The following is a 23,618-nucleotide window of genomic DNA, read 5'->3' on the forward strand; positions in this document are numbered from 1 at the left end:
CCCGGTTTTTCGTCTTAACTCGCGGATTTGAAGCGCTATGGGCACTCTTTCGGTCTCTCAAAATAAACTCCAGAAACGCCTGCGTCGTTTGACCGGTGAGGCTGTGGCCGACTTCAACATGATTGAACACGGCGACAAGGTGATGGTCTGCCTGTCGGGCGGCAAGGACAGCTACACCCTGCTCGATGTGCTGCTGCACCTGCAAAAGGTCGCGCCCATCCAGTTTGAAATCGTGGCCGTGAACATGGATCAGAAACAGCCGGGGTTCCCCGAAGACGTTTTGCCGGCCTACCTCAAGTCGTTGGGTGTGCAATACCACATCGTTGAAAAAGACACGTACTCGGTGGTCAAGGAACTGATCCCGGAAGGCAAGACCACGTGTTCGCTGTGCTCCCGCTTGCGGCGCGGCACCCTGTACACCTTTGCCGATGAAATCGGCGCGACCAAGATGGCGCTGGGGCATCATCGCGATGACATCGTTGAAACGTTCTTCCTGAATATGTTCTTCAACGGCACCCTCAAGGCGATGCCGCCCAAGCTGCGCTCCGATGACGGTCGCAACGTGGTGATCCGGCCGTTGGCGTACTGCAACGAGAAGGACATCCAGGCTTACTCCGATTTGCAGCAATTCCCGATCATCCCGTGCAATTTGTGCGGATCCCAGGAGAACCTGCAGCGTCAGGTGGTCAAAGACATGCTGGTGGAGTGGGAGCGCAAGACGCCGGGCCGCACCGAGAGTATCTTGCGCAGTTTGCAGAACGTGATGCCCTCGCAGTTGGCGGACCGTAACCTGTACGACTTCAAGAATCTGAAGATTGACGACAACGCCGCACCGCGGTTCGTCAACCTGCTGAATTTGTAAGCCTGATAGCCAAATAGGAGAGGGCATGCGCGACTACAAATGGCTGCATGAATATTGTTTGAATCGCTTTGGTTCGTCAGCCGCCCTGGAAGCCGAATTGCCCGTTCCCAAAACGGCTGAGCAGTTGCGCCGGATCAGCGACGATCGCTACCTGTCGACCCTGGCCTTGCGCGTATTTCGCGCGGGGCTCAAGCACAGCGTGGTGGACGCCAAGTGGCCGGTATTTGAACAGGTCTTTTTCGGATTCGATCCTGAAAAAGTGGTGTTGATGGGCGCCGAGCACCTTGAACGCCTGATGCAGGATGCGCGGATCATCCGCCACCTGGGCAAGCTCAAAAGCGTGCCGCGCAACGCGCAGATGGTCCTCGACATAGCCCATGAACACGGCAGTTTCGGCGCTTTTATTGCCGACTGGCCGGTGACCGATATCGTGGGGCTCTGGAAGTACCTGGCCAAGCACGGGCACCAGTTGGGCGGGCTGTCGGCGCCGCGCTTTTTACGCATGGTGGGCAAAGACACTTTTGTGCCGAGCTATGACGTCGTGGCCGCACTGAACGCACAAAAGCTGGTGGACAAGGCACCGACCAGCTTGCGCGACCTGGCGATTGTGCAGAACGCTTTCAATCAGTGGCACGCCGAAAGCGGTCGGCCGATGTGCCAGTTGTCACAGATGCTGGCGTTCACGGTTAATCACTGACATTCAGGCGTTTTCATCGCTGGCAAGCCAGCTCCCACAGAGAGTGCACTCACCTTGTGGGAGCTGGCTTGCCAGCGATGGATTCAAGCGCCTTCACCCGCCAGCCGGCGATCCAGCTGATAGCGCCAGCGTACATACAGCATGGCACTGCAAAACACCGCCACGCTGGCTGCGATTTCCAGCAAACCGAACACCTGACGGTTCGGGTCGAACGCGGCCAGTGCACCCTTGATCAGGTACAGGTTGACCACGTAGCAGGTGAACGAGTGCCCGCGTGCGCTGCCCATGAGCATGCCCGGCACCAGAAACATCAAAGGCACCAGCTCGATCAGCAAAATCACCCAGGGGCGGGCGCCATGCAGGTTGGCAAATGCAAGGTAATAGACGCAGAGCAAACCGATCAACCCGAAGAAGCACACCAGGCTGAGCACCCGCATCAGCCTTACCCGGGGTTCCAACCACGCGATGGAGGGCAGCACTTTTGGCTTTTTAGCCACGGGTGTTCTCCAGTTTCAGGGCAATAGTCGCCAGCCGCTGACCCAGTGCTCGGCACAGGGCTGTCTCGTGCTCATCCAGTTTGCGCTTGCCATCGGCACCGGCGTGATGGCTAGGGCCGTAAGGCGTGCCGCCGCCTGTGGTATTGAGCAGGGATGTTTCGCTGTACGGCAGGCCGGTGACCAGCATGCCGTGGTGCAGCAACGGCATCATCATCGACAGCAGGGTGGTTTCCTGGCCGCCGTGCAGGCTGGCGGTGGACGTGAAGACACCAGCCGGCTTGCCGACCAGGGCGCCCGTCAGCCACAGGTTGCTGGTGCCATCCAGAAAGTACTTGAGCGGGGCAGCCATGTTGCCGAAACGGGTCGGGCTGCCGAGTGCCAGGCCGGCGCAGTTTTTCAGGTCATCCAGGCTGGCATACAGCGCGCCCTCGGCCGGAATGTCCGCAGCGACGGCTTCGCATTCGCTGGAGACGGCAGGCACGGTGCGCAGGCGTGCTTCAAGGCCGCCTTGCTCGATGCCACGGGCAATTTGCCGGGCCATTTCGCTGGTCGAACCATTACGGCTGTAATACAGCACCAGAACGTAGGGTGTGCTCACGGCAGTATCTCCAGAATCTTTTCAGGTGGACGGCCAATGACCGCTTTGTCACCTGCCACCAGAATCGGGCGTTCGATCAACTTGGGGTGTGCGGCCATTGCGCCGATCAATTGTTCGTCGCTGAGGCCGGCATCGCCCAGGTTGAGGGTTTTGTATTCCTCTTCGCCGGTGCGCAATAGCTGGCGCGGGCTGATGTCGAGTTTGACCAGCAGACTGTGCAGTTGCGCGGCGTCCAGCGGGTTATCGAGGTAGCGCACCACGGTTGGCGTCAGGCCGCGGGCTTCAAGGATTTCGAGCGCACCGCGGGATTTCGAGCAGCGCGGGTTGTGATAAAGCGTCAGATCGGTCATGTGCGGGTCGCATCTTGCGTAAGGTGGCGGCTATTCTACCCGTCTGACGGGCGTGTCTGAACCGTGTGCGCTAATTGGCCGCCGTCTAAAGACTTTTTTGACACTATTTACCCAGAAGGATCAACACATGTTTAAGCGGCTTTTGGCGGTAGTTGCCGTCGCCACCTCGTTACTGCTGACGGGTTGCGGTAATGATTACGGGGTCGACCAACATGGGCAGAAGGTCGCTTCCGAGCGTCTGGACAAGCAATGGAAGGTCATTAATTACTGGGCTGAGTGGTGCGGCCCGTGCCGTATTGAAATACCGGAACTCAACGCGCTGGAGAAGCAGTTGCAGGGGCAGTCGGTGGGCGTGTTCGGGGTGAACTACGATGGCTTGCAGGGCAAGGAGCTGAGCGATGCCAGTTCTGCAATGGGCATCACCTTCACTGTGCTGGCACAAGATCCGGCCGAGCACTTTGATCTGCCGCGCAGCGAAGCGCTGCCGGTGACTTACATCATTGATGAAAAGGGCAAGGTTCTGGCACAGATGATGGGCGAGCAGACCGCCGCCGGGGTTTTGGCCAAGATCAAGGAATTACGCGGCAGTTAAGCCCGGTTTCCTGTTCCCTGTAGGGGCAAGCCTGCGCGCGATCTTTTGATCTTAAAAGACCGCGCGCAAGCTCGCTCCCGCAGTCGGGCCCGAATCAGCCTTCTTCAGGCCACAGCCGCAAAGGCTTGCCTTCTGCAGGCCAGAAACGCACCTGTTCGATTGGCGAAATGTCCCAGCGCTGTACGGTTTGCAGGGCTTCGAAGAACCGCTGCTCCTGCTCCATCAGCGCCGGCGCGCAGGCTTTGCGAGTACTGCCCACGCCACCAAAGCTCAGCTTGTCGCCGTCCAGGGTGTAGGGCGCAAACCAATGATTACAACCGCCGTTGCCATAGGCCCGGCCACCTTCATCAAAGGTCACGGTCAGGTGGCTGTAGTCCATCAATGGACGTTCGCCGATCCATTCCACAACGTATGCCCGGTTGTGTTGCAATTGCACCGGATCACCTGCGCAGCCCGCCAGGCTTGCGCCCAGCAGTGCCAACAGGGTCAGGTGTTTCATAGCGCAGCCTTTTGGCATTGAGGGCACAGGTGCTTGCTGCCTTCTGTGCTCCAGCCCAGCTCGGCAATGCGCGCGCTGGCGGCAGGTTTTTGTGCCTTGGTTCCGAGCTTGGCGTCGACCGCGAACTCGAACTTCAGCTCTTTGCCACAGGCATCGCAGTTGACTTGCCATTGATGAATCGCCAATTCACCGAAAACCGGTCCTTTGGTTACGGCAACCCACTGGCCGCGCGGGTTGATCAGGTGACGCACTTTGTCGACCGTCAGGCGCATGGACAAGTCCTTGCTGCCCTTGAGCGTCACGATCAGTACGTCACTGGTCTGGATCGAGCCACCGTTGCCGGTGACTTGATACAGGCCTGGCGCCAGGGCGCGGCATTCAATCAGGGTGTGCTGCGGGTTAAGCAGGCTGTAGCGGAAATCGTGTTCGACCATGGGTCCTCCAAATAGGCCGCTATGCTAGCACGCAGCCGAGGTATGGCCTTTCAACCTTCGATCAGGTTTTGTGGCGTACCGTTTCTCCAGGCCACGATATTGTCCAGCGTGGTGCTGGCAATCGCGCTGAGTGCTTCGCGGGTCAGAAACGCCTGGTGCGCAGTAATGATCACGTTGGGGAAGGTCAGCAGCCGCGCCAGCACGTCATCCTGCAACGGTAAATCGGAGCGATCCTCAAAGAACAGCTGGGCTTCCTCCTCGTATACATCCAGCCCCAGGTACCCCAACTGACCACTTTTCAGCGCTTCGATCAGTGCCGGAGTGTTAACCAGTGCGCCGCGCCCGGTATTGATCAGCATGGCGCCATGTTTGAGTGTCGCCAGCGACTGGCTGTTGATCAGATGCTTGTTATCCGCAGTCAGCGGACAGTGCAGGCTAATGATATGCGAGCCTGCCAGCAGCTCGGGCAAGCTTACATACTGTGCACCCAGCGCCAGCAGTTGTGCATTTGGATACGGATCAAAGCACAGCAGCTTGCAGCCGAAGCCGGCCATTATTTTGCCGAAGGTCGCGCCGATCTGGCCGGTACCGACCACGCCGACGGTTTTGCCGACCAGATCAAAACCGGTGAGGCCATGCAGCGTGAAGTCGCCTTCGCGGGTCCGGTTATAGGCCCGGTGCAGACGACGATTCAACGCCAGAATCAGGGCTACGGCATGCTCGGCCACGGCATGGGGCGAGTAGGCGGGGACCCGTACAACGCTCAAGCCAAGGCGCTTGGCGGCTGGCAGGTCGACATGGTTAAAGCCGGCCGAACGCAGAGCAATCAGTTGCGTACCGCCGTCAGCCAGTTGCTCCAGCACCGGGGCGCTCAAATCGTCGTTGATAAACGGGCAGACCACCTCGTAACCGTGGGCAAGGGCTGCGGTATCGAGGCTCAGTCGCGCCGGTTGAAAGTGCAACTGGACACTCTCGGGTCGTACCGCGGCCGTAAAACTGTCGCGGTCGTAGGTCTGGCTGCTGAACAAAATCGTGCGCATGAGATCTTCCTTGGAGTGGCGTGCCGGGTGGTCAGTTTCAGTTGTTTAACCATCTTGTTTACGCCGTACTGCGCGCTTCTTTGGCCAGGCGGATAATGGCCTCGTCCAGTTCGTTGAGGGCCGCGTAGGCGTGCGGGCTTTCCTGTTTGAGCAGGGTTTCACTGCGTTGGCAGGCGGCGCGCAATTGCGGGACTCCGCAATAACGGGTAGCACCGTGCAAGCGGTGAACACGTTCGATCAATGCATTGTTGTCCTGCTCTTTACGAGCCTGCTGGATCGCTTCACGGTCTGCTTCCAGCGAGGCCAGCAGCATGGCCAGCATGTCGACAGCCAGATCGGCCTTGCCGGCGGCAAGGCGCAGGCCCTCTTCGTGATCAAGTATCGGCAACTTGGCGTTGGGGCGGGAGGCTTCGTAGCCGCTTTCCTGGACCTGGTTGCGCAACGCCAGCCCGGTCCACTTCAACACCACTTGCGCCAATTGCCGCTCGCTGATGGGTTTGGTCAGGTAGTCGTCCATACCGCTCTGTAACAGGGCCCGTTTTTCGTTAGCCATGGCATGGGCGGTCAGCGCGACGATGGGCAGCGGTGCATTGTGCTGCCCGCTTTCCCACTGGCGCAGGACCTCGGTGGTTTCACGACCGTCCATGCCGGGCATCTGTACGTCCATCAGCACCAGATCGAAGGCTTCGGTCTTGACCGCCTCAATGGCGGCATAGCCACTGTCTACGGCCGTTACCCTGGAGCCCATGTCTTCCAGCAGGGTTTGCACCAGCAACAGGTTGGCCGGGTTGTCATCGACACACAGGATCCGTGGCGCGCGGCTGGCCAGCAGTTCGCCGGGCTCGGTACGCGTTTGTCGAGGGTTGATCAGATCAGCCAGCGCCCGCCGCAGTTTGCGGGTGCAGGCGGGTTTGGATTGCAACTGGCTATGGGGGTTGGGCACCGAGGTATTGAACAGCGCCTGTTCGGTCGTCGGGCACAGCACCAGGACTTTACAGCCCATATGTTCGAGGTCCCAGATGTGCTGGTTGAGACGCTCGGGAGGCATGTCGTTGGCCGTGACCCCGAGCACCGCCAGATCAATGGCCAGAGGTGTCTGATGGGCACCGGTCACGCAATTGGTGAGCTTTTCCAGGGTAGTAAATGGCGTGACATCAAGTCCGCAGTCTTCCAGTTGGTGTTGCAACGCCTGGCGCGCCAGGTCGTGTTTTTCCAGCAACGCCACGCGATGGCCCGACAACACTGCGCCAGGCAAATCTTCTGCGTCATCACGGGCCTTGGGCAGCTTGACGCTGATCCAGAACACCGAGCCTTCGCCGGGTGTGCTTTCAACGCCAATTTCGCCGCCCATCTGTTCGACCAGCCGTTTGGAAATTACCAGGCCCAGACCGGTACCGCCGGGCTGGCGCGACAGGGAGTTATCAGCCTGACTAAAGGCCTGGAACAAGGCCCGCACATCTTGGCTGGTCAGGCCGATTCCGGTGTCTTGCACGCTGATGCGCAACTGCACGCAGCCATCGGTCGTGTTGTCATCTTCATCTTCGAGCATGGCCCGCACCGCGATCGTTCCCTCACGGGTGAACTTGATGGCGTTGTTCACCAAGTTGGTGAGGATCTGTTTGAGCCGAAGCGGGTCGCCGATCAGTGATAACGGTGTGTCGCGGTAGACCAGGCTGACCAGCTCCAGGTTTTTTTCGTGGGCGGAGGGCGCGAGGATGGTCAAGGTGTCCTGCAACAAGTCGCGCAGGTTGAACGGGATGCTGTCGAGTACCAGCTTGCCCGCTTCGATTTTCGAGAAATCCAGAATTTCGTTGATGATTCCGAGCAGGCTGTCGGCTGATTTTTCTATGGTGTTCAGGTAATCGAACTGGCGGGGCGTCAACTCGCTTTTTTGCAGCAAGTGGGTGAAGCCCAGGATGCCATTGAGCGGGGTGCGGATTTCGTGGCTCATGTTGGCCAGAAACTCGGACTTGATGCGACTTGCCTCAAGGGCTTCCTTGCGGGCCAGGTCGAGCTCCAGGTTCTGGATCTCAATGGTCTCGAGGTTTTGACGAACGTCTTCGGTGGCCTGGTCGACGCTGTTTTGCAGTTCTTCCTGGGCATTTTGCAGGGTTTCGGCCATGCGATTGATACCCGAGGCCAGTTCGTCCAGTTCATGGCTGCCAAGGGGCGGCAAGCGGGTTTGCAACTGGCCGTCCTTGAGTTGCGACACCGCATGCTTGATCTGGTCCAGGGGAGCATTGATCGTGCGGCTCATGCGCAATGCCAGCAGAGTGGTAAATACCAGCCCGCCGGCGATCAGCAACAAGCTGGCAAACAGGCTGCGGTAACCGCGCAGCAGCATGTTGTTATGGGACAGTTCGAGTTCTACCCAGCCCAGCAGGCGATGGGCTTCATTGGGGATGACATCGCCGGCCAGATTGCGATGCCGGCCAAACACGGGCAACAGATAACGGGTGGCATCGTTGTCGGAGCGCTGCTGCAATTGAGTGCCGCTGCCCAGTGGCGGCTGGTTGATCATGGTCGGGCCGGCATGGACCAGAAGCTCGTGGTTGGCGTCCAGGAATGCCACGGACCGCACATCTTGTTGTTCCAGAGACTCGTTGGCGATGCGGGTCAGTAGCGGGATGTCATGGCGGCCCATTGCTGGAGCCACCAGCGGGGCTAGCTGTTCTGCGATCATTTCGCCGCGCTGTAACAGCTGCGATTGCAACTCCGACTGTTGCAACCATGTGAAGTAACCCCCCAGTACCATCGCCATCAGCGTGACGGGCAATAACGTGAGCAACAACACACGACCTTTGATCCCCAGGTTCTTAAGCACGCAACTCTCCAGCCCTACATTCTTATAAGTGTTTCCTGAGCTCGCGGCGCAGGTCAGATGCCAGTGTAGCCATTTGCCGCTCGGCAAATCCCTGAAAATTTGCCGTCAAGGCCAGGTGCTTGATCGATATCAGACTTTGTTGACCCTGTGGCGGTTGCTCGTGGTGACTCAATCTTGAATAATCCACGATTGAGAATGACTTGCAGACGCTAATGAATCCCGTAGCTGTTACCCCGTCCCGCTTGCTGGCGATTGAAGACGACCCCGTACTGGGCGCCTACCTGCATGAGCAGTTGCTGCGCTGCGGGTTCGATGTCGTTTGGTGTCAAAACGGTCAGGAAGGATTGGCGCTTGCCCGGCAAGAGCCGTTTGACGTGGTGCTGATGGATATTCTGCTGCCGGGCATGAATGGCCTGCAGGTCCTCACGCAATTGCGCCAGACCCACGCGCTGCCAGTGATTCTAATGTCGGCACTGGGGGCCGAGGCAGACCGTATCAGTGGCTTTCAGCTTGGGGCTGATGACTATCTGCCCAAGCCTTTCAGCATGGCTGAACTGCGGGTGCGGATTCAGGCCATCCTGCGCCGGGTCGCCCTGGACCGTATGCCACGGCCAACCCCTGTCGCGGATTCAGCCCCGGCCGACTCCGGGCTGTTTGTCGATGAGGACGCTGGCGATGTCCGCTATGGCCTGCAATGGGCCGGTTTGACCCGCAGCGAATACCGTTTGCTCGAGACGCTGCAGCGCAATCCTGATGAAGTGTTGAGCAAAGCGTTCCTCTATCAACAAGTGCTGCAGCGAGGCTATGCGGCCCATGACCGTAGCCTGGACATGCACGTCAGCCAGATCCGGCGAAAACTCAAGACCATCGGTTACCACACGCATGAAGTGCGCACGGTTTGGGGCAAGGGTTACGTTTTGAGCGCCAGTGATGCCCTATAAAGTGCCCGGCAAACATTCGGTGTTCTGGAAGCTGGCCTGTTTGCTGGTGGCCTTTTGTTTGCTGATGATCTGGCTCAGTTGGTCGTGGGGCCGCTACATGGACAAACGCACCGGCTTTTTGAGCGAGCTGGCGCACAACACGCTGGTGCGCTATGCCGGGGAGGCCGAGCGCGCCTGGGACACCGGCCAGCAAGCGGGTGTTGATCAGTGGCTGGCGCAAATGGGCCCCCGGGAGCCGGGCTGGATCGGGGTCATAGGTCAGGATCTGCAAGCGTTGAGCAGTTATCCGCTGAGTGACCGTGAAAGCCAGCGCATGACTTTTTTGCGCGGGCTGGACTGGCCCGTCAGCCATATCAAAACAGCCCGGCCATGGATCAAGGTTCCGTTCCCCAAGGATCCGTCGGCCGGCTATCTGGTGATCGAGCTGCCGCAGCGATTCATGCCGGGGCGTTCACAATTGATCTGGCGCATCGTCACCAACGGCTTGATTCCGGGCTTGTTCACCTTGTTGCTGTGCGTGGGCCTGTACCGTTTGCTGATCGTGCCGCTGAACCATCTGCGTCAACAGGCCAATGCCTGGCGTGCCGATCAGCTGGGAGCCCGCCTGTCGAGCCAGACCACCAGTCGCCAGGACGAGCTCGGCGATCTGGGGCGGGCTTTCGATCAGATGTCCGAGCGTCTGCAAAGCACTGTGAACCAGCAGCAACAATTACTGCGCGATTTGTCCCATGAACTGCGTACACCCCTGAGCCGGCTGCGGGTGGCGTGTGACAGCGAGCAGGACCTCCAAGCCCTGCGCGAACGCTTGAGCCGTGAAGTTGACGGCATGCAGCGCCTGGTTGAAGACACCCTGCAACTGGCCTGGCTGGATGCCGAGCGCGGGCCGCTACCGGTGGAAGACATTCAGATCCAGGCGTTGTGGGAGATGCTGACTGAAAACGCCCGGTTCGAAAGCGGCTGGCCTGAATCGCGGTTGCCATGCTTTGTCACTGCCGATTGCTGGGTGCAAGGGCATCTCAATAGCCTGGCGCAGGCGCTGGAGAACATTCTGCGCAATGCCATCCGTCATTCACCGGCTCAAGGAACGGTCAGTCTGAATGGTCGACGTGAAGGCGAGGAGTGGCACTTATGGCTCGACGATCAGGGCGGCGGTGTGGCACCTGAGGAGCTGGAGCGGATATTTGCTCCCTTTACCCGACTGGACGGCTCGCGCCCCGGCGACGGCGGCTTTGGCCTGGGCTTGAGCATTGCGCGTAATGCGCTGCGGCTGCAAGGCGGCAGTTTGTGGGCGGAAAATGTCGGCCAGGGATTACGCGTGCACATCCGGTTACCGGCTTGCCCCGGGCATCCCTGATTACGCGTGGGGGCCGGCTTTCCAGGGTTTGCCCTAGCGTCTTATAGCCTTTAGCCATAAGCACCGCACTTTGCGTGATATGGGCTGTGGGCGTTTGTCGGTATGATGTGCGGCCCCGCGGTCTGGATTGCGAATACGCCATGATATTGCAGTACCCCACTATCGCCGATTGCGTCGGCAACACTCCCCTGGTGCGCCTGCAGCGCCTTGCCGGAGACACCACCAACACCTTGTTGCTCAAGCTCGAAGGGAATAACCCTGCGGGTTCGGTCAAGGATCGCCCGGCTCTGTCGATGATCAGTCGCGCCGAAACGCGCGGCCAGATCCAGGCCGGCGATACCTTGATTGAAGCCACCTCGGGCAATACCGGGATTGCGCTGGCCATGGCTGCCGCAATCAAGGGCTATAAGATGATCCTGATCATGCCCGACAACTCCAGTGCCGAGCGCAAGGCTGCCATGACCGCGTATGGCGCCGAGTTGATTCTGGTCAGTCAGGAGGAGGGCATGGAAGGGGCCCGCGACCTGGCCGACAAGATGCAGGCCGAAGGCCGCGGCAAGGTGCTCGACCAGTTCGCCAACGGTGATAACCCCGAGGCGCATTACACCAGCACCGGCCCGGAAATCTGGCGTCAGACCCAAGGCACGATTACCCACTTCATCAGTTCGATGGGCACCACCGGTACCATCATGGGTGTTTCGCGCTACCTCAAAGAACAAAACCCGGATGTGCAGATCGTCGGTTTACAGCCGATGGAAGGCGCTGCCATTCCGGGCATCCGTCGGTGGCCGCACGAATATCTGCCGAAGATCTATCAGGCCGACCGGGTTGACCGGATCGTCGATATGGCCCAGCGCGAAGCCGAAGACGTGATGCGTCGTCTGGCCCGCGAAGAAGGCATTTTCTGCGGTGTGTCTTCCGGCGGGGCAGTGGCAGCGATGCTGCGCTTGTCGCAAGAAGTCGAAAATGCGGTGATGGTCGCGATCATTTGCGACCGGGGCGATCGTTACCTGTCGACCGGCATTTACGATGAGCCCAACTGATGGCTAAGCAAGAAAGAGGTCTGCGCTTCCAGCCAGCTGGAGGCACCAAGGCCCCGCAAGTGCCTGTGGGCAAGAAACAGCGATTGAACATCGAACGCCTGGCGAACGACGGTCGTGGCATTGCCTTTGTTGAAGGCCGTACCTGGTTTGTGTCGGGTGCCCTGGCCGGTGAGGAAGTTGAAGCACGGGTTTTGGGTGCGCACGCTAAGGTCGTCGAAGCGCGTACCGAACGCGTATTCAAGGCCAGCGACGTACGACGCGTGGCCCCTTGCGTACATGCGGGCAAATGCGGTGGTTGCAGCGTTCAACACTTGTCCCATGAAGAGCAGCTCGCACTGAAACAGCGCATGCTCGCCGAGCAACTGTCCCGTGTTGCCGGTGTCGAACCACTGGAGTGGGCACCGCCGCTGACCGGGCCCGAGTTTGGCTATCGCCGCCGGGCCCGTATTGCGGTGCGTTGGGATGCACGGGCCAAGCACCTGGAGGTCGGCTTCCGCGCTGCCGGCAGTCAGGACATCGTGGCCATCGATCACTGTCTGGTGCTGGTACAGGCTTTGCAACCTGTCATGGCCGGGTTGCCTGCCATGTTGCGTCAACTGAGCAACCCCAAGGCTTTGGGGCATGTTGAATTGTTCAGTGGTTCGGCGATTGCCGTGTTGCTGCGCCATATGGCACCGCTCAACGATGCCGATATGCAGGTTTTACAAGATTTTTGCCGTACCCATGACGCCCAATTGTGGCTGCATGGCGACGTGGGGCCGCAGCCGGTCGATGCTAGCCAGAGCCTGGGCTACCGTTTGCAAACGTGGGGTCTGGAGTTGGCCTATCGTCCGGGTGATTTTGTTCAAGTCAACGCCGGCGTCAACGAAGCCATGGTGGCTCAAGCATTAGCGTGGCTTGATCCGCAAGCTGACGAACGGGTTCTTGACTTGTTCTGTGGGCTGGGTAACTTCGCATTACCGCTGGCGCGCCAGGTGCGCGAAGTGGTGGCTGTCGAAGGCGTTGCGACTATGGTCGAACGCGCCGCGCAAAACGCGGTCAGCAACAACCTGCATAATGCAGCGTTTTTTCAGGCTGACTTGTCGCAGCCGCTGGTTGACGCAGCATGGACCAAAGAGGGTTTTGCAGCCGTGCTCCTCGACCCGCCGCGTGACGGGGCCTATGAAATAGTGCGCCAGCTGTCGGCTCTGGGAGCCAGGCGTGTGGTGTATGTGTCGTGCAATCCGGCCACGCTGGCGCGCGACACCGTTGAGTTGATGAAACAGGGTTATCGGTTAAAACGTGCCGCAATCCTCGATATGTTCCCGCAAACAGCGCATGTCGAGGCGATGGCGTTATTTGAAGCAGACTAGGACGTCTGTCTATTTCGACGGACTCGCAACCGCGTGCTGCTGAGCTCTGCAGCATGCGGCTGGTATTAGGGTCGGTGATTTTGACACATTGAATCTGTGTCGTAGGGAAGGTAAGCAAGATGGTACAGGTCAGAGCACACCAGCCGATCAACACCGACGGCAGTCTCAACCTCGAGGCATGGCTTGATCATGCGGTGAGTGTCGATGTGGCGCTGGACCGTGAAGCCTTGAAAGAAGCGTGCGAGTTTGCGCGTGAGGCGGAACAGCAAGCCAATGCGGCAAAAAACCTGTGGACCGAAGGCATGTCTAGCTTTCGGACCGGTTTGGAAATCGCCGAGATTCTCGCTGATCTCAAGCTGGATCAAGACTCTCTGGTGGCCGCGATTCTTTATCGCTGTGTTCGCGAAGGGCAGGTGTTGTTGCCTGCCGTCAGCCAGCGTTTTGGCCCGGTGGTGGCCAAACTGATTGATGGCGTGCTGCGCATGGCCGCCATCAGCGCCAGTCTCAGTCCGCGTCAATCCATGGTGTTGGGCACTCAGGGCCAGGTCGAGAATCTGCGCAAGATGCTCGTTGCCATGGTCGATGACGTGCGTGTCGCACTGATCAAGCTGGCCGAACGTACCTGCGCCATTCGTGCGGTCAAGAATGCGCCGGATGAAAAGCGCAATCGCGTTGCCCGCGAAGTCTTCGATATCTATGCGCCGCTGGCGCACCGTCTGGGTATCGGCCATATCAAGTGGGAGCTGGAAGACTTGTCTTTCCGCTACCTTGAGCCTGAACAATACAAACAGATTGCCACTTTGCTGCATGAGCGCCGGCTTGATCGTGAGCGCTTTATCAGTGACGTGATGAACCAGTTGCGTACTGAACTGGTGGCCACCGGGGTTGATGCCGATATCAGCGGCCGGGCCAAGCACATCTATTCCATCTGGCGCAAAATGCAGCGCAAGGGCCTGGCCTTCAGCCAGATCTATGATGTGCGTGCGGTTCGGGTTCTGGTCCCGGAGATGCGCGATTGCTACACCGCATTGGGTATCGTCCACACGTTGTGGCGACATATCCCCAAAGAATTCGATGACTACATCGCCAACCCCAAGGAAAACGGTTACCGCTCGCTGCACACTGCGGTGATCGGGCCTGAAGGCAAGGTTCTGGAAGTGCAGATTCGCACCCATGCCATGCACGAAGAAGCCGAGCTGGGGGTTTGTGCGCACTGGCGGTACAAGGGCACCGACGTCAAGGCCGGGTCCAATCAGTACGAAGAGAAAATTTCGTGGTTGCGCCAGGTGCTGGAGTGGCACGAAGAACTGGGTGACATTGGCGGCCTTGCCGAGCAGTTGCGGGTCGATATCGAGCCGGACCGGGTTTATATCTTCACCCCGGACGGCCATGCGATCGATTTGCCCAAAGGCTCCACGCCACTGGACTTTGCGTACCGGGTGCACACCGAGATCGGCCATAACTGCCGTGGCGCCAAGATCAACGGGCGCATCGTACCGCTCAACTACACCCTGCAAACGGGTGAGCAAGTTGAGATCATCACCAGCAAGCACGGTACGCCGAGCCGCGACTGGCTGAACCCGAATCTGGGCTACATCACCACGTCCCGGGCGCGGGCCAAGATCGTTCACTGGTACAAATTGCAGGCGCGCGACCAGAACGTCGCCGCCGGTAAAACCTTGCTTGAGCGCGAGTTGAGCCGCTTGGGCTTGCCGGGTGTGGACTACGAGAAGCTCGCCGACAAAGCCAACATGCGAACCGCCGAGGACATGTACGCGGCGCTCGGTGCCGGCGACCTGCGGTTGGCGCAACTGATCAACCTGGCGCAACAGCTGGTCGAGCCTGAGCGCGGCAACGAGCAGATGGAGCTTATCCCGCGCAAGGCCACCGGTTACAAACCGGGCAAGCGCGGAGACATCCAGATCGAGGGCGTGGGCAACCTGCTGACCCAAATGGCCGGTTGCTGCCAGCCATTGCCGGGCGATGCGATTGTCGGCTACATCACCCTGGGCCGTGGCGTCAGCATTCACCGTCAGGACTGCGCCTCGGTGCTGCAACTGGGCAGCCGTGAGCCCGAGCGGATCATTCAGGTGAACTGGGGGCCGATCCCGGTCTCGACCTATCCGGTCGATATCGAGATCCGTGCCTACGACCGCTCGGGGCTGTTGCGTGACGTGTCGCAGGTGCTGCTCAACGAGCGGATCAACGTGCTGGCGGTCAATACCCGCTCGAACAAAGAGAACAACACTGCGTTGATGTCTCTGACCATCGAGATTCCGGGGCTGGATGCATTGGGGCGTTTGCTGGGGCGGATCTCACAGTTGCCCAACATCATCGAAACCCGTCGCATAGGGCGCAGCGAGCCACGCTGAGACAACACCAACCTGTAGGAGCGAGCTGGCTCGCGAGATCTTCCCTGAAGAGCTCGCGAGCAAGCTCGCTCCTGCAGGGTATTGTGGAATAGAGATTGCGATGTACACACTTGATGATCTGCTTAACCTCATGGCCCGTCTGCGCGACCCGCAGTACGGCTGCCCGTGGGATATCAAACAAACCTACGCCACGATCGTGCCCTATACCCTCGAAGAAGCTTACGAAGTGGCTGATGCCATTGAGCGAAGCGATTTTGAACATTTACAGGGCGAATTGGGCGATCTGCTGTTCCAGGTGGTGTATTACAGCCAGCTGGCCCGGGAAGAAGGGCGGTTTGAATTCGCCGGAGTGATCGACAGCATTACCCGCAAGCTGATTCGTCGTCATCCCCATGTATTCCCCACGGGCGATCTGTATGCGCCGCTGGATGTGCCTCGCCTGAGCGAAGAGCAGGTCAAGGTGCGCTGGGATGAGATCAAGGCCGAGGAACGAGCAGAAAAATCCACGGCCCCCGAGCAGTTGTCCTTGCTCGATGACGTGCCTGTGGCCTTGCCTGCCTTGTCCCGGGCCGCCAAGTTACAAAAGCGCGCGGCGCAGGTGGGGTTTGACTGGCCGGCGGCCTTGCCGGTACTGGACAAGGTGCGTGAAGAGCTGGACGAAGTGCTCGAGGCCATGGCGGACAACGATTCGGTGGCGATCCATGATGAAATTGGCGACCTGCTGTTTTCGGTAGTGAACCTGGCGCGGCATCTTAAAGTTGACCCCGAAACGGCCTTGCGCGGTGCCAATGCTAAATTTGATCGACGTTTCCGGTTTATTGAGCAGGCATTGCGCGATACCCTGCGTCCCATTGAAAATTGCACCCTTGAAGACCTGGACGCCCTGTGGGGCGAAGCCAAGCGTCAGGAAAAGAATTTACCCAGCTGCGGCTGAGTTTGCCTAAGTGAGTAAGTAGATGAGTATTTCCCTACGCGACCAGTTGCTCAAAGCCGGACTGGTCAACGAGAAGCAGGCCAAACAGGCCGGCAAAGAAAAGCAAAAACAGCAACGCCTGGTACACAAAGGCCAGATTGAGCAGGACGACACTCAACAGCGTCTGGCCGCCGAAGCCAAGGCCGAGAAGGTCAAGCGCGACCAGGAGCTCAATCGCCAGCAGCAGGAAAAGGTCGAGCAAAAGGCCCGTGCAGCACAGATCAAGCAATTGATCGAAGTCTCGCGTCTGCCCAAGCTGACCACCGAGGATTACTACAACTTTGTAGACGACAAGAAGGTCAAGCGCCTGTCGGTCAACACCTTGATGCGCAACAAGCTGGCCAATGGTGCGTTGGCGATTGTGCAGCACCAGGGTGGCTATGAAGTGATTCCGCGTGAGGCGGCATTGAAGATCCAGGAGCGCGACCCGCGTCGTATTGTCCAGCTCAACATCCTGACCGAGGTCAAGACGCCGGAGGAGGACGATCCGTACGCGGCCTATCAGATCCCTGACGATCTGATGTGGTAAGGCTGTAGGAGCGAGCTGCTCGCGATCTTTCAAGATCAAATGCTCGCGAGCAAGTATTTGCAGTCTCAGATACGACAAACCCCGCTTCGGCGGGGTTTGTGTTTTTCAAGTCTGTAGTTTCAGTGATTCATGCCTGAAGTTTCTGCGCTTCCAGCTTTTCCAGCTCTGCCTTATAGCTTTGAGCGTCGCTTTCGCGGTGGAACATACCAACCAGCACGTCTTCCTGGTGCACGTCCCACAGGTGAACACCGTGGGCCACAAGCTGGTGGAACATACGTGAATCGTCGCGTTCAGTTACTTTGATAGTCATCTGCTTGCTCCAAATTCTGATGGGGATCTGCGGCAAGGCGTCGCAGGCCTTCTTTATAGAATTTGTTAGCTTCCTAAGTAAATAGCCAATTGTCATGCTGTCATGTCGTTAAAAACGCCTAAACGCTGCAGCCCTTTAACGACGGGGTGTTTAGGTAATTGGCCGATAGTTTTATGACAAAAGTTTCATGTTCGAAAGCTTTTTTGATGGCAGGAGAGGCTTGCATCAGCTCCTGCGGGGGTAGCGCTTTTGCACTCAGATATGACGCTCAGAAGCGAAAAAACCTCGCCGAAGCGAGGTTTTTATCGTGAAGCCAGTTGCTAACTCAATTGCCTTTGACGGTTTCGCCATTCACCGTGCCGTCCAGCAGCATGATGTTGTATTCCTTGCCGTCTTTTTCAACCTGACGCAATTTTACCAGCAGGCCATCCCAGTTCTTGGCGAACCACATTTCAGTGATGCGCTTGTTCTGGGACGGATCGCGAACACGCTCTACCTTGATCGCATCTACCTTGCCGGCTTTGGTATCGACTACTTCCGGGCCAATGACGCGGAAGTCATAGGTGTCTACGTCGTTGCCGTCGACGACTTGATAGCTCATCGATTTTTTACCCGCAGCCACATCACGCTGCAGAGCCAGCTGGTAGGTCGACTTGTCGAGCATGCCGGTCAGCAGCTTCACGTTCACCGGATCTTTGTTGTCGGTGCCGGTGACAGTCATGTCGGACCAGTCGAATTTAAGGTCGACGTTTTTAGCCTTGCCCAGACCGCCACGTTCAAAGTGGTAGGTCAGGGGAACCGGCTGGTCTTTTTCCAGCTTGAGGGTGCTTTCTTCGTTCAGGCTGGCCACCAGCATCGAGGCCTTGAAGTTCAAGGTCCAGTTGCCGTCGCTGTTTTTAGTCAGGCTACGCTCGGCAGAACCGCTCATTGGCAACTGTTTCCAGTCTGCGGTGTAGCTGGCGTTGAAAGGCTGAAGATCGGCCGCCTGCACTGCTGGAATAGTCAGCAGGCTGAGGGCGAGGAGCAGGGCACGACGCATAATGTCTCCTAGGTTCGTATCAAGTGGCCGCTGGCCGCAAGTAATTGACCGTCTAATAATGCGCCTTGCTCGTCAAGTGACAAACGACCTTCGGCAAACCAGCGCACTGCAAGCGGATAAATCCGGTGTTCCTGGGTGTGAACCCGTTGCGCCAGACTGTGTGGCGAGTCGTCTGGCTTTACCGGCACTACTGCCTGTACGACCAGAGGCCCGCCATCGAGTTCCTCGGTCACAAAGTGCACGCTGCAGCCATGCTCGCCATCACCCGCATCCAGCGCGCGCTGATGTGTATGCAAGCCTTTGTACTTGGGCAGCAACGAGGGATGGATATTGAGCAGGCGACCCTGATAGTGGCGTACGAAATCTGCACTGAGAATGCGCATGAATCCGGCCAGAACCACCAGGTGCGGTTTGAAAGTGTCAATGACTTCGATCAGTGCAGCATCGAAGGCCTCGCGGCCCTCGAATGCTTTGTGATCCAGTACGCGGGTATCGATACCTGCGTCTTTGGCGCGTTGCAGGCCGTAGGCATCTGCGCGGTTGGAAATTACCGCGCGGATTTTAGCCGGGCTGTCCTTGATGTCATTGCTGTCGATCAAGGCTTGCAAGTTGCTGCCGGTGCCGGAAAGCAGCACCACTACATCACAGGTGTCAGGCATTAGTGCGCCTTGAGGTTTTGCAGCTCAACTTGTGGCGCGCCTTCGGCGGCCGTTTCGATATGGCCGATCACCCATGGCTGCTCGCCCGCTTCGCGCAGTACGTTCAGGGCGGTCTCTACGTCGGCCTGGGCTACGCAGATCACCATGCCTACGCCGCAGTTCAGCACGCGGTGCATTTCGGTTTCGGCCACGTTGCCTTTTTCCTGCAACCAGTCGAATACCGCCGGGCGCTGCCAGCTGGCAACGTCAACCACCGCTTGAGCACCCTTGGGCAGGACGCGCGGGATGTTGTCGAGCAGGCCGCCACCGGTGATGTGGGCCATGGCTTTGACAACGCCGGTGTCTTTGATCAGCTTGAGCAGCGGCTTGACGTAGATACGGGTCGGCGCCATCAGCAGGTCGGTCAGCGGCTTGCCGTCGAGCTGGATGTTTTCGATATCGGCACCGGACACTTCGATGATCTTGCGGATCAGCGAGTAGCCGTTGGAGTGCGGGCCCGAAGACGGCAAGGCGAGCAGGGCGTCACCGGCAGCAACCCGGGAGCCGTCGATGATTTCGGACTTCTCTACAACACCGACGCAGAAACCTGCCAGGTCGTAGTCTTCGCCTTCATACATGCCAGGCATTTCAGCGGTTTCGCCGCCAACCAGCGAGCAGCCGGACAGTTCACAGCCAGCGCCGATACCGGTAACCACTTGGGTCGCGGTTTCTACGTTGAGCTTGCCGGTGGCGTAGTAGTCGAGGAAGAACAGTGGCTCGGCGCCGCACACGATCAGGTCGTTAACGCACATGGCAACCAGGTCGATGCCGATGCTGTCGTGTTTGTTCAGGTTCAGTGCCAGGCGCAGTTTGGTGCCTACACCGTCGGTGCCGGAAACCAGAACAGGCTGCTTGTAGCCAGCCGGAATTTCGCAGAGGGCGCCAAAACCGCCGAGGCCGCCCATCACTTCCGGGCGTGCAGTGCGCTTGGCCACGCTCTTGATGCGTTCGACCAATGCTTCACCGGCGTCGATGTCTACACCGGCGTCTTTGTAGCTCAGGGATGGTTGCTTGCTCATAATCCAGGCCTTTAGGGGGGATTCGGGGGTATCGACCGAGTTCAGAGGGCTGGCTTGCACGTGCTCGGGTATGGAACGGAGCATATACATGGCGCCCGGCTGTTGCCGGTCTGCGAAGGCGCGCGATTTTATCAGGCTTGAAGGGCAGCGGCCATCCTCGGGCCGACAGGCAGGGTTATATCTGTCGAAAAAAACCTTTTTTAGTCGTACTAGGGTCTGTGCCCGGGCCTGTATAAGGTATAGATGTTGCGTTTTGATTTTTTATCACCGAATAAAACTGCAAGGCGGGGGGTGAATGATTTGGCCGTGGCCCTGTCTGAAACCCTGTCGAGTATTTTTATACGGCTTTTCATACTGCCTTTTGCCGTCGGGAATTTTTCATGCGTTTTCACCAATTTTTAGCTGTGGGCTGTCTGTCATTTTTTAGCCTGGCCAGTCATGCCGAAATCCTGACCGGTCTGTATCAGGTGCGTGAGCCGGTAAGTAGCCAAACCCCGGAGGAGCGTACCCAGGCCACGCAAAAGGCTCTGGAAACCCTGGTTTTGCGCCTGACGGGTGATGCCAAAGCCGTGCAAAGCCCGGCACTGGAAGCCATCCGCAAAGACCCGCAGCAAATCATCAGCCAATACGGTTATGACGCGGGCCCGCCAGAAAGTCTGCAAGTGGACTTCGATCCCGTGAGCACTGATCGCGCCCTGCGCCAGGCCGGGTTGTCGTTGTGGGGTACCAACCGTCCGGCACTGCTCGGCTGGTGGTTGAATGATTCGGTGGACGGCTCGAGCCTGGTCGGTGACGGCCAGTCTGCCGCCGAGCCTTTGCGTCTGGCAGCACAACATCGTGGCTTGCCGTTGCGCCTGCCGTTGGCTGACTTGAGCGAGCAACTGGTGGGCACTGCGGAAAATCTCGAGGGCAGTAACCCTGCGCCTTTGAAGGACGCTTCCGAGCGTTACGGCGCAGATGCCTTGCTGGCCGTGCATGCCCATGAAGATGAGGGTAAGTGGACTGCCAAGTGGCGTTTGTGGGTTGGCGAGCAGCAGGAGCAAGGCAGTGCTGAAGCGCCCGATCAGGCAGCTCTGGCTGATGCAGTCATGCTGGCGGTGAGTCAGCGGCTGGCCCCGCGTTACGCAGTCAAGCCAGGTATTTCCACTGAACAGTTGCTGGAAGTGCAGGGCATGACACTGGAGCGTTATGCGCAGTTGACGCGTTTGCTGGAACCGTTTGGCGGGCAGCTTAAAAGCGTTGACGGTGATCGTATTGTTTATCAGGTAAACGGTAGTGCCGATCAGTTACGCTCGCAGCTTGGCCTGGCCCAGTTGCATGAAGTGACAGCTGACCAGGCGCCTGGCGCAACTGCTGCATCGGGCGCGCAACTACACTTTCGCTGGTAGGTTTTTCTCTTCTATATAAAGGATGGGCAGTTCATGGCAGATTCGCGGCAATGGGTGTGGTGGGGCGTTGCGGTAGCAGCGGCTTTGTTCGTGTACTTTTTGCATCCAATACTCACGCCGTTCCTGGTCGCGATCGTCCTGGCCTACATGTTCGACCCTATTGTTGATCGCCTGGAAAGATTCGGCTTTTCAAGAACCTGGGGTGTGGTAACGGTTTTCGCGGTATTCACCGTCATTTTGATGACGTTACTTCTGGTGTTGGTGCCGTTGCTGGCAAAGCAGTTGATGAAACTCTATCAATTGGCACCCCAGGTACTGGACTGGTTGCAACACACGGCCATGCCGTGGGTACAAACCAAATTCGGCCTGGGTGACGGTTTCTGGAATTTTGACAAGATCAAGGCGGCGATCACCGAGCACATGGGGCAGGCAGGCGACATTGTCGGGGTGGTGCTGTCGCAGGCGACCGCTTCAAGTCTGGCGCTGGTGGGGTTTCTGGCCAATCTGGTACTGATCCCGGTGGTAGCGTTTTATCTGCTGCGCGACTGGGACATCATGCTGGCCAAAATCCGCAGTTTGCTGCCACGTGATCGTGAAGAGCGGATCGTCTCGCTGGCCAAAGAGTGCCACGACGTGCTTGGTGCGTTTGTGCGTGGTCAGTTGCTGGTGATGCTCGCTCTGGGGGTGATCTACTCGGCGGGGCTGATGCTGGTCGGTCTGGAACTGGGTCTGTTGATCGGGCTGATGGCCGGTTTGGCAGCCATCGTGCCTTACATGGGCTTTATCATCGGGATCGGCGCGGCCCTGACTGCGGGCCTGTTCCAGTTTGGCGGCGACCTGTATCCGATGCTCGGCATCGTTGCGGTATTCATGGTCGGGCAGGCGCTGGAAGGCATGGTACTCACACCATTATTGGTGGGGGACCGAATCGGTCTGCATCCGGTGGCGGTGATCTTTGCAATTCTGGCGGGTGGTGAATTGTTTGGTTTTACCGGGGTCCTGCTGGCGTTGCCGATAGCTGCCGTGATCATGGTGCTGGTGCGCCACATGCACGAGATGTACAAGGACTCGCAAGTCTATAAAGGCGATGAAGACCCCCAGTTGTAACGGTACGAGGGGCTGAGAGAGGCTGGCTCATTTTGCGATGGGCCGGCCTTTTTTATCGGCACGTCAATTTGCCTGCCCTCAAGAAAAAGCTCATGCAATCCAGTACGTTAACGCAAACCTTTGATTTTGTTCGTGGTCTGTTACATTGTGCGCCCGGCTACACGGGTATAAACTTTGCAAACTTTACACAGAGGCCACTAACGGTTCGTTTGAACTGTTCAGTCAGCATGAAACCGATTCAGCTGCCCCTAGGTGTGCGTCTGCGTGATGACGCTACCTTCATAAACTACTATCCAGGCGCCAATGCCGCTGCACTAGGCTATGTCGAACGTCTGTGCGAAGCCGACGCCGGCTGGACAGAAAGTCTGATCTATCTTTGGGGCAAGCAGGGCGTAGGCCGTACGCACTTGCTACAGGCGGCCTGCCTGCGCTTTGAACAGATGGGTGAGCCGGCCGTCTATCTGCCGCTGGCCGAGCTGCAGGATCGCGGCATTGAAATCCTCGACAACCTTGAACAGTACGAACTGGTGTGCCTGGATGACCTGCAGGCGGTGGCCGGGCGTGCCGACTGGGAAGAAGCGCTGTTTCACCTGTTCAATCGTCTGCGTGACAGCGGGCGCCGCCTGTTGATCGCTGCTTCGGCGTCACCCCGTGAACTGCCGATCAAGCTGGCCGACCTCAAATCACGTCTCACTATGGCTCTGGTTTTCCAGATGCGCCCTTTGTCTGACGAAGATAAGTTGCGCGCCTTGCAATTGCGTGCGTCGCGCCGGGGGCTGCACCTGACGGATGAAGTGGGGCATTTTATCCTCACTCGCGGCACCCGCAGCATGAGCGCCCTGTTTGATCTGCTCGAGCGGCTCGATCAGGCGTCTTTGCAAGCGCAACGCAAGCTGACCATTCCCTTCTTGAAAGAAACCCTCGGCTGGTAACACGGCCCCTGCAGTTTTTTCGCTGTTTTCAGGGCGTTTAGACAACTTTCAGGCGCCAGAAAACCGCGCCGTACAGGGGCTGTACGCGCAAAATCGATTGTCAGGGGTGTAAAGCCTTAGATGTCATGACAAAACCACCAAGTCACATTTAGATCGATTGAATTTGCA

The 23,618-nt window shown here is 58.4% G+C and carries 24 protein-coding genes; 13 read left to right on the forward strand and 11 right to left on the reverse strand.

Annotated elements, in window-relative coordinates; translation table 11 throughout:
• Nucleotides 1–37 precede the first annotated feature (37 nt).
• The gene (gene ttcA / locus ACP7BO_RS03485) at nucleotides 38–862 is read left to right on the forward strand and encodes a tRNA 2-thiocytidine(32) synthetase TtcA (protein WP_426208628.1); all 825 of its coding nucleotides are present in this window, start codon (nucleotides 38–40) and stop codon (nucleotides 860–862) included.
• Nucleotides 863–887: 25 nt separating this feature from the next.
• Complete coding sequence (locus ACP7BO_RS03490; RefSeq protein ID WP_397455946.1) at nucleotides 888–1,559, forward strand: DNA-3-methyladenine glycosylase I; 672 nt, start codon at nucleotides 888–890, stop codon at nucleotides 1,557–1,559.
• A gap of 83 nt (nucleotides 1,560–1,642) precedes the next feature.
• On the opposite strand, the gene ACP7BO_RS03495 is transcribed toward ACP7BO_RS03490, so the two are convergent.
• From ACP7BO_RS03495 to arsC, 3 genes are read right to left on the reverse strand one after another with little or no spacing between them, the layout of a single operon-like run.
• Nucleotides 1,643–2,056, reverse strand: coding sequence for a DUF2069 domain-containing protein (locus ACP7BO_RS03495; RefSeq protein WP_426208630.1), 414 nt, complete (start codon nucleotides 2,054–2,056; stop codon nucleotides 1,643–1,645).
• Complete coding sequence (gene wrbA, locus ACP7BO_RS03500; RefSeq protein WP_426208632.1) at nucleotides 2,049–2,654, reverse strand: NAD(P)H:quinone oxidoreductase; 606 nt, start codon at nucleotides 2,652–2,654, stop codon at nucleotides 2,049–2,051. The genes ACP7BO_RS03495 and wrbA overlap by 8 nt, the downstream gene beginning before the upstream one ends.
• The gene (gene arsC / locus ACP7BO_RS03505; RefSeq protein ID WP_060691019.1) at nucleotides 2,651–3,004 is read right to left on the reverse strand and encodes an arsenate reductase (glutaredoxin); all 354 of its coding nucleotides are present in this window, start codon (nucleotides 3,002–3,004) and stop codon (nucleotides 2,651–2,653) included. The genes wrbA and arsC overlap by 4 nt, the downstream gene beginning before the upstream one ends.
• A gap of 127 nt (nucleotides 3,005–3,131) precedes the next feature.
• On the opposite strand from arsC, the gene ACP7BO_RS03510 reads away from it, so the two are divergent.
• A complete protein-coding gene (locus ACP7BO_RS03510) occupies nucleotides 3,132–3,596 on the forward strand; it encodes a TlpA family protein disulfide reductase (RefSeq protein ID WP_060691020.1) in 465 nt (154 codons plus the stop codon).
• Between the two features lie 94 nt (nucleotides 3,597–3,690).
• Here ACP7BO_RS03510 and ACP7BO_RS03515 read toward each other — a convergent pair whose 3' ends face one another.
• Genes ACP7BO_RS03515 through ACP7BO_RS03530 form a run of 4 tightly spaced genes read right to left on the reverse strand, consistent with a single transcriptional unit; the run spans nucleotide 3,691 to nucleotide 8,393 of the window.
• The gene (locus ACP7BO_RS03515; RefSeq protein WP_060691021.1) at nucleotides 3,691–4,095 is read right to left on the reverse strand and encodes an META domain-containing protein; all 405 of its coding nucleotides are present in this window, start codon (nucleotides 4,093–4,095) and stop codon (nucleotides 3,691–3,693) included.
• Nucleotides 4,092–4,529, reverse strand: a complete 438-nt coding sequence (locus ACP7BO_RS03520) for a hypothetical protein (protein WP_060691022.1) — start codon at nucleotides 4,527–4,529, stop codon at nucleotides 4,092–4,094. Before ACP7BO_RS03520 ends, ACP7BO_RS03515 begins: the two co-directional genes overlap by 4 nt.
• Before the next feature lie 50 nt (nucleotides 4,530–4,579).
• A complete protein-coding gene (locus ACP7BO_RS03525; protein WP_397455950.1) occupies nucleotides 4,580–5,569 on the reverse strand; it encodes a 2-hydroxyacid dehydrogenase in 990 nt (329 codons plus the stop codon).
• A gap of 58 nt (nucleotides 5,570–5,627) precedes the next feature.
• Nucleotides 5,628–8,393, reverse strand: coding sequence for a response regulator (locus tag ACP7BO_RS03530; RefSeq protein WP_397455952.1), 2,766 nt, complete (start codon nucleotides 8,391–8,393; stop codon nucleotides 5,628–5,630).
• A gap of 212 nt (nucleotides 8,394–8,605) precedes the next feature.
• On the opposite strand from ACP7BO_RS03530, the gene ACP7BO_RS03535 reads away from it, so the two are divergent.
• From ACP7BO_RS03535 to ACP7BO_RS03565, 7 genes are all read left to right on the forward strand, one after another.
• A complete protein-coding gene (locus ACP7BO_RS03535) occupies nucleotides 8,606–9,334 on the forward strand; it encodes a response regulator transcription factor (protein ID WP_397455954.1) in 729 nt (242 codons plus the stop codon).
• Nucleotides 9,324–10,688, forward strand: coding sequence for a histidine kinase sensor domain-containing protein (locus ACP7BO_RS03540; RefSeq protein WP_426208637.1), 1,365 nt, complete (start codon nucleotides 9,324–9,326; stop codon nucleotides 10,686–10,688). The genes ACP7BO_RS03535 and ACP7BO_RS03540 overlap by 11 nt, the downstream gene beginning before the upstream one ends.
• Before the next feature lie 140 nt (nucleotides 10,689–10,828).
• The gene (gene cysM, locus ACP7BO_RS03545; RefSeq protein WP_060691027.1) at nucleotides 10,829–11,731 is read left to right on the forward strand and encodes a cysteine synthase CysM; all 903 of its coding nucleotides are present in this window, start codon (nucleotides 10,829–10,831) and stop codon (nucleotides 11,729–11,731) included.
• Nucleotides 11,731–13,083 (forward strand): 23S rRNA (uracil(1939)-C(5))-methyltransferase RlmD, encoded by a 1,353-nt coding sequence (gene rlmD, locus ACP7BO_RS03550; RefSeq protein ID WP_426208639.1) that lies wholly within the window; start codon nucleotides 11,731–11,733, stop codon nucleotides 13,081–13,083. The genes cysM and rlmD overlap by 1 nt, the downstream gene beginning before the upstream one ends.
• Before the next feature lie 119 nt (nucleotides 13,084–13,202).
• On the forward strand, nucleotides 13,203–15,455 hold the full coding sequence (gene relA, locus ACP7BO_RS03555; RefSeq protein WP_397455958.1) for a GTP diphosphokinase: 2,253 nt from the start codon (nucleotides 13,203–13,205) through the stop codon (nucleotides 15,453–15,455).
• A 100-nt stretch (nucleotides 15,456–15,555) separates the two neighbouring features.
• Nucleotides 15,556–16,389 carry a nucleoside triphosphate pyrophosphohydrolase gene (mazG, locus tag ACP7BO_RS03560; protein WP_060691030.1) on the forward strand — a complete coding sequence of 278 codons (834 nt, stop codon included), beginning with the start codon at nucleotides 15,556–15,558 and terminating at the stop codon, nucleotides 16,387–16,389.
• Between the two features lie 22 nt (nucleotides 16,390–16,411).
• Nucleotides 16,412–16,957, forward strand: a complete 546-nt coding sequence (locus ACP7BO_RS03565; RefSeq protein ID WP_060691031.1) for a DUF2058 domain-containing protein — start codon at nucleotides 16,412–16,414, stop codon at nucleotides 16,955–16,957.
• A gap of 127 nt (nucleotides 16,958–17,084) precedes the next feature.
• Here the strand turns inward: ACP7BO_RS03565 and ACP7BO_RS03570 are convergent, their stop codons facing one another.
• The 4 genes from ACP7BO_RS03570 to purM all read right to left on the reverse strand — a co-directional run bounded on the left by ACP7BO_RS03570 (nucleotide 17,085) and on the right by purM (nucleotide 20,023).
• Complete coding sequence (locus ACP7BO_RS03570) at nucleotides 17,085–17,267, reverse strand: hypothetical protein (protein ID WP_060691032.1); 183 nt, start codon at nucleotides 17,265–17,267, stop codon at nucleotides 17,085–17,087.
• A 325-nt stretch (nucleotides 17,268–17,592) separates the two neighbouring features.
• Nucleotides 17,593–18,306, reverse strand: a complete 714-nt coding sequence (locus tag ACP7BO_RS03575; RefSeq protein ID WP_426208642.1) for a DUF3108 domain-containing protein — start codon at nucleotides 18,304–18,306, stop codon at nucleotides 17,593–17,595.
• Nucleotides 18,307–18,314: 8 nt separating this feature from the next.
• Entirely contained in the window at nucleotides 18,315–18,965 is a 651-nt protein-coding gene (gene purN / locus ACP7BO_RS03580; RefSeq protein ID WP_060691034.1) for a phosphoribosylglycinamide formyltransferase, read from the reverse strand.
• Complete coding sequence (gene purM / locus ACP7BO_RS03585) at nucleotides 18,965–20,023, reverse strand: phosphoribosylformylglycinamidine cyclo-ligase (RefSeq protein WP_003442788.1); 1,059 nt, start codon at nucleotides 20,021–20,023, stop codon at nucleotides 18,965–18,967. The genes purN and purM overlap by 1 nt, the downstream gene beginning before the upstream one ends.
• A 380-nt stretch (nucleotides 20,024–20,403) precedes the next feature.
• On the opposite strand from purM, the gene ACP7BO_RS03590 reads away from it, so the two are divergent.
• From ACP7BO_RS03590 to hda, 3 genes are all read left to right on the forward strand, one after another.
• Entirely contained in the window at nucleotides 20,404–21,411 is a 1,008-nt protein-coding gene (locus tag ACP7BO_RS03590) for a DUF2066 domain-containing protein (RefSeq protein WP_426208645.1), read from the forward strand.
• Nucleotides 21,412–21,444: 33 nt separating this feature from the next.
• On the forward strand, nucleotides 21,445–22,518 hold the full coding sequence (locus ACP7BO_RS03595; RefSeq protein WP_397455963.1) for an AI-2E family transporter: 1,074 nt from the start codon (nucleotides 21,445–21,447) through the stop codon (nucleotides 22,516–22,518).
• Between the two features lie 227 nt (nucleotides 22,519–22,745).
• A complete protein-coding gene (hda, locus tag ACP7BO_RS03600; protein WP_003442781.1) occupies nucleotides 22,746–23,450 on the forward strand; it encodes a DnaA regulatory inactivator Hda in 705 nt (234 codons plus the stop codon).
• The last annotated feature ends 168 nt before the right edge of the window (nucleotides 23,451–23,618 follow it).

The sequence above is a fragment of the Pseudomonas sp. TWR2-1-1 genome, from assembly GCF_049897045.1.
Taxonomy (GTDB): domain Bacteria; phylum Pseudomonadota; class Gammaproteobacteria; order Pseudomonadales; family Pseudomonadaceae; genus Aquipseudomonas; species Aquipseudomonas versuta.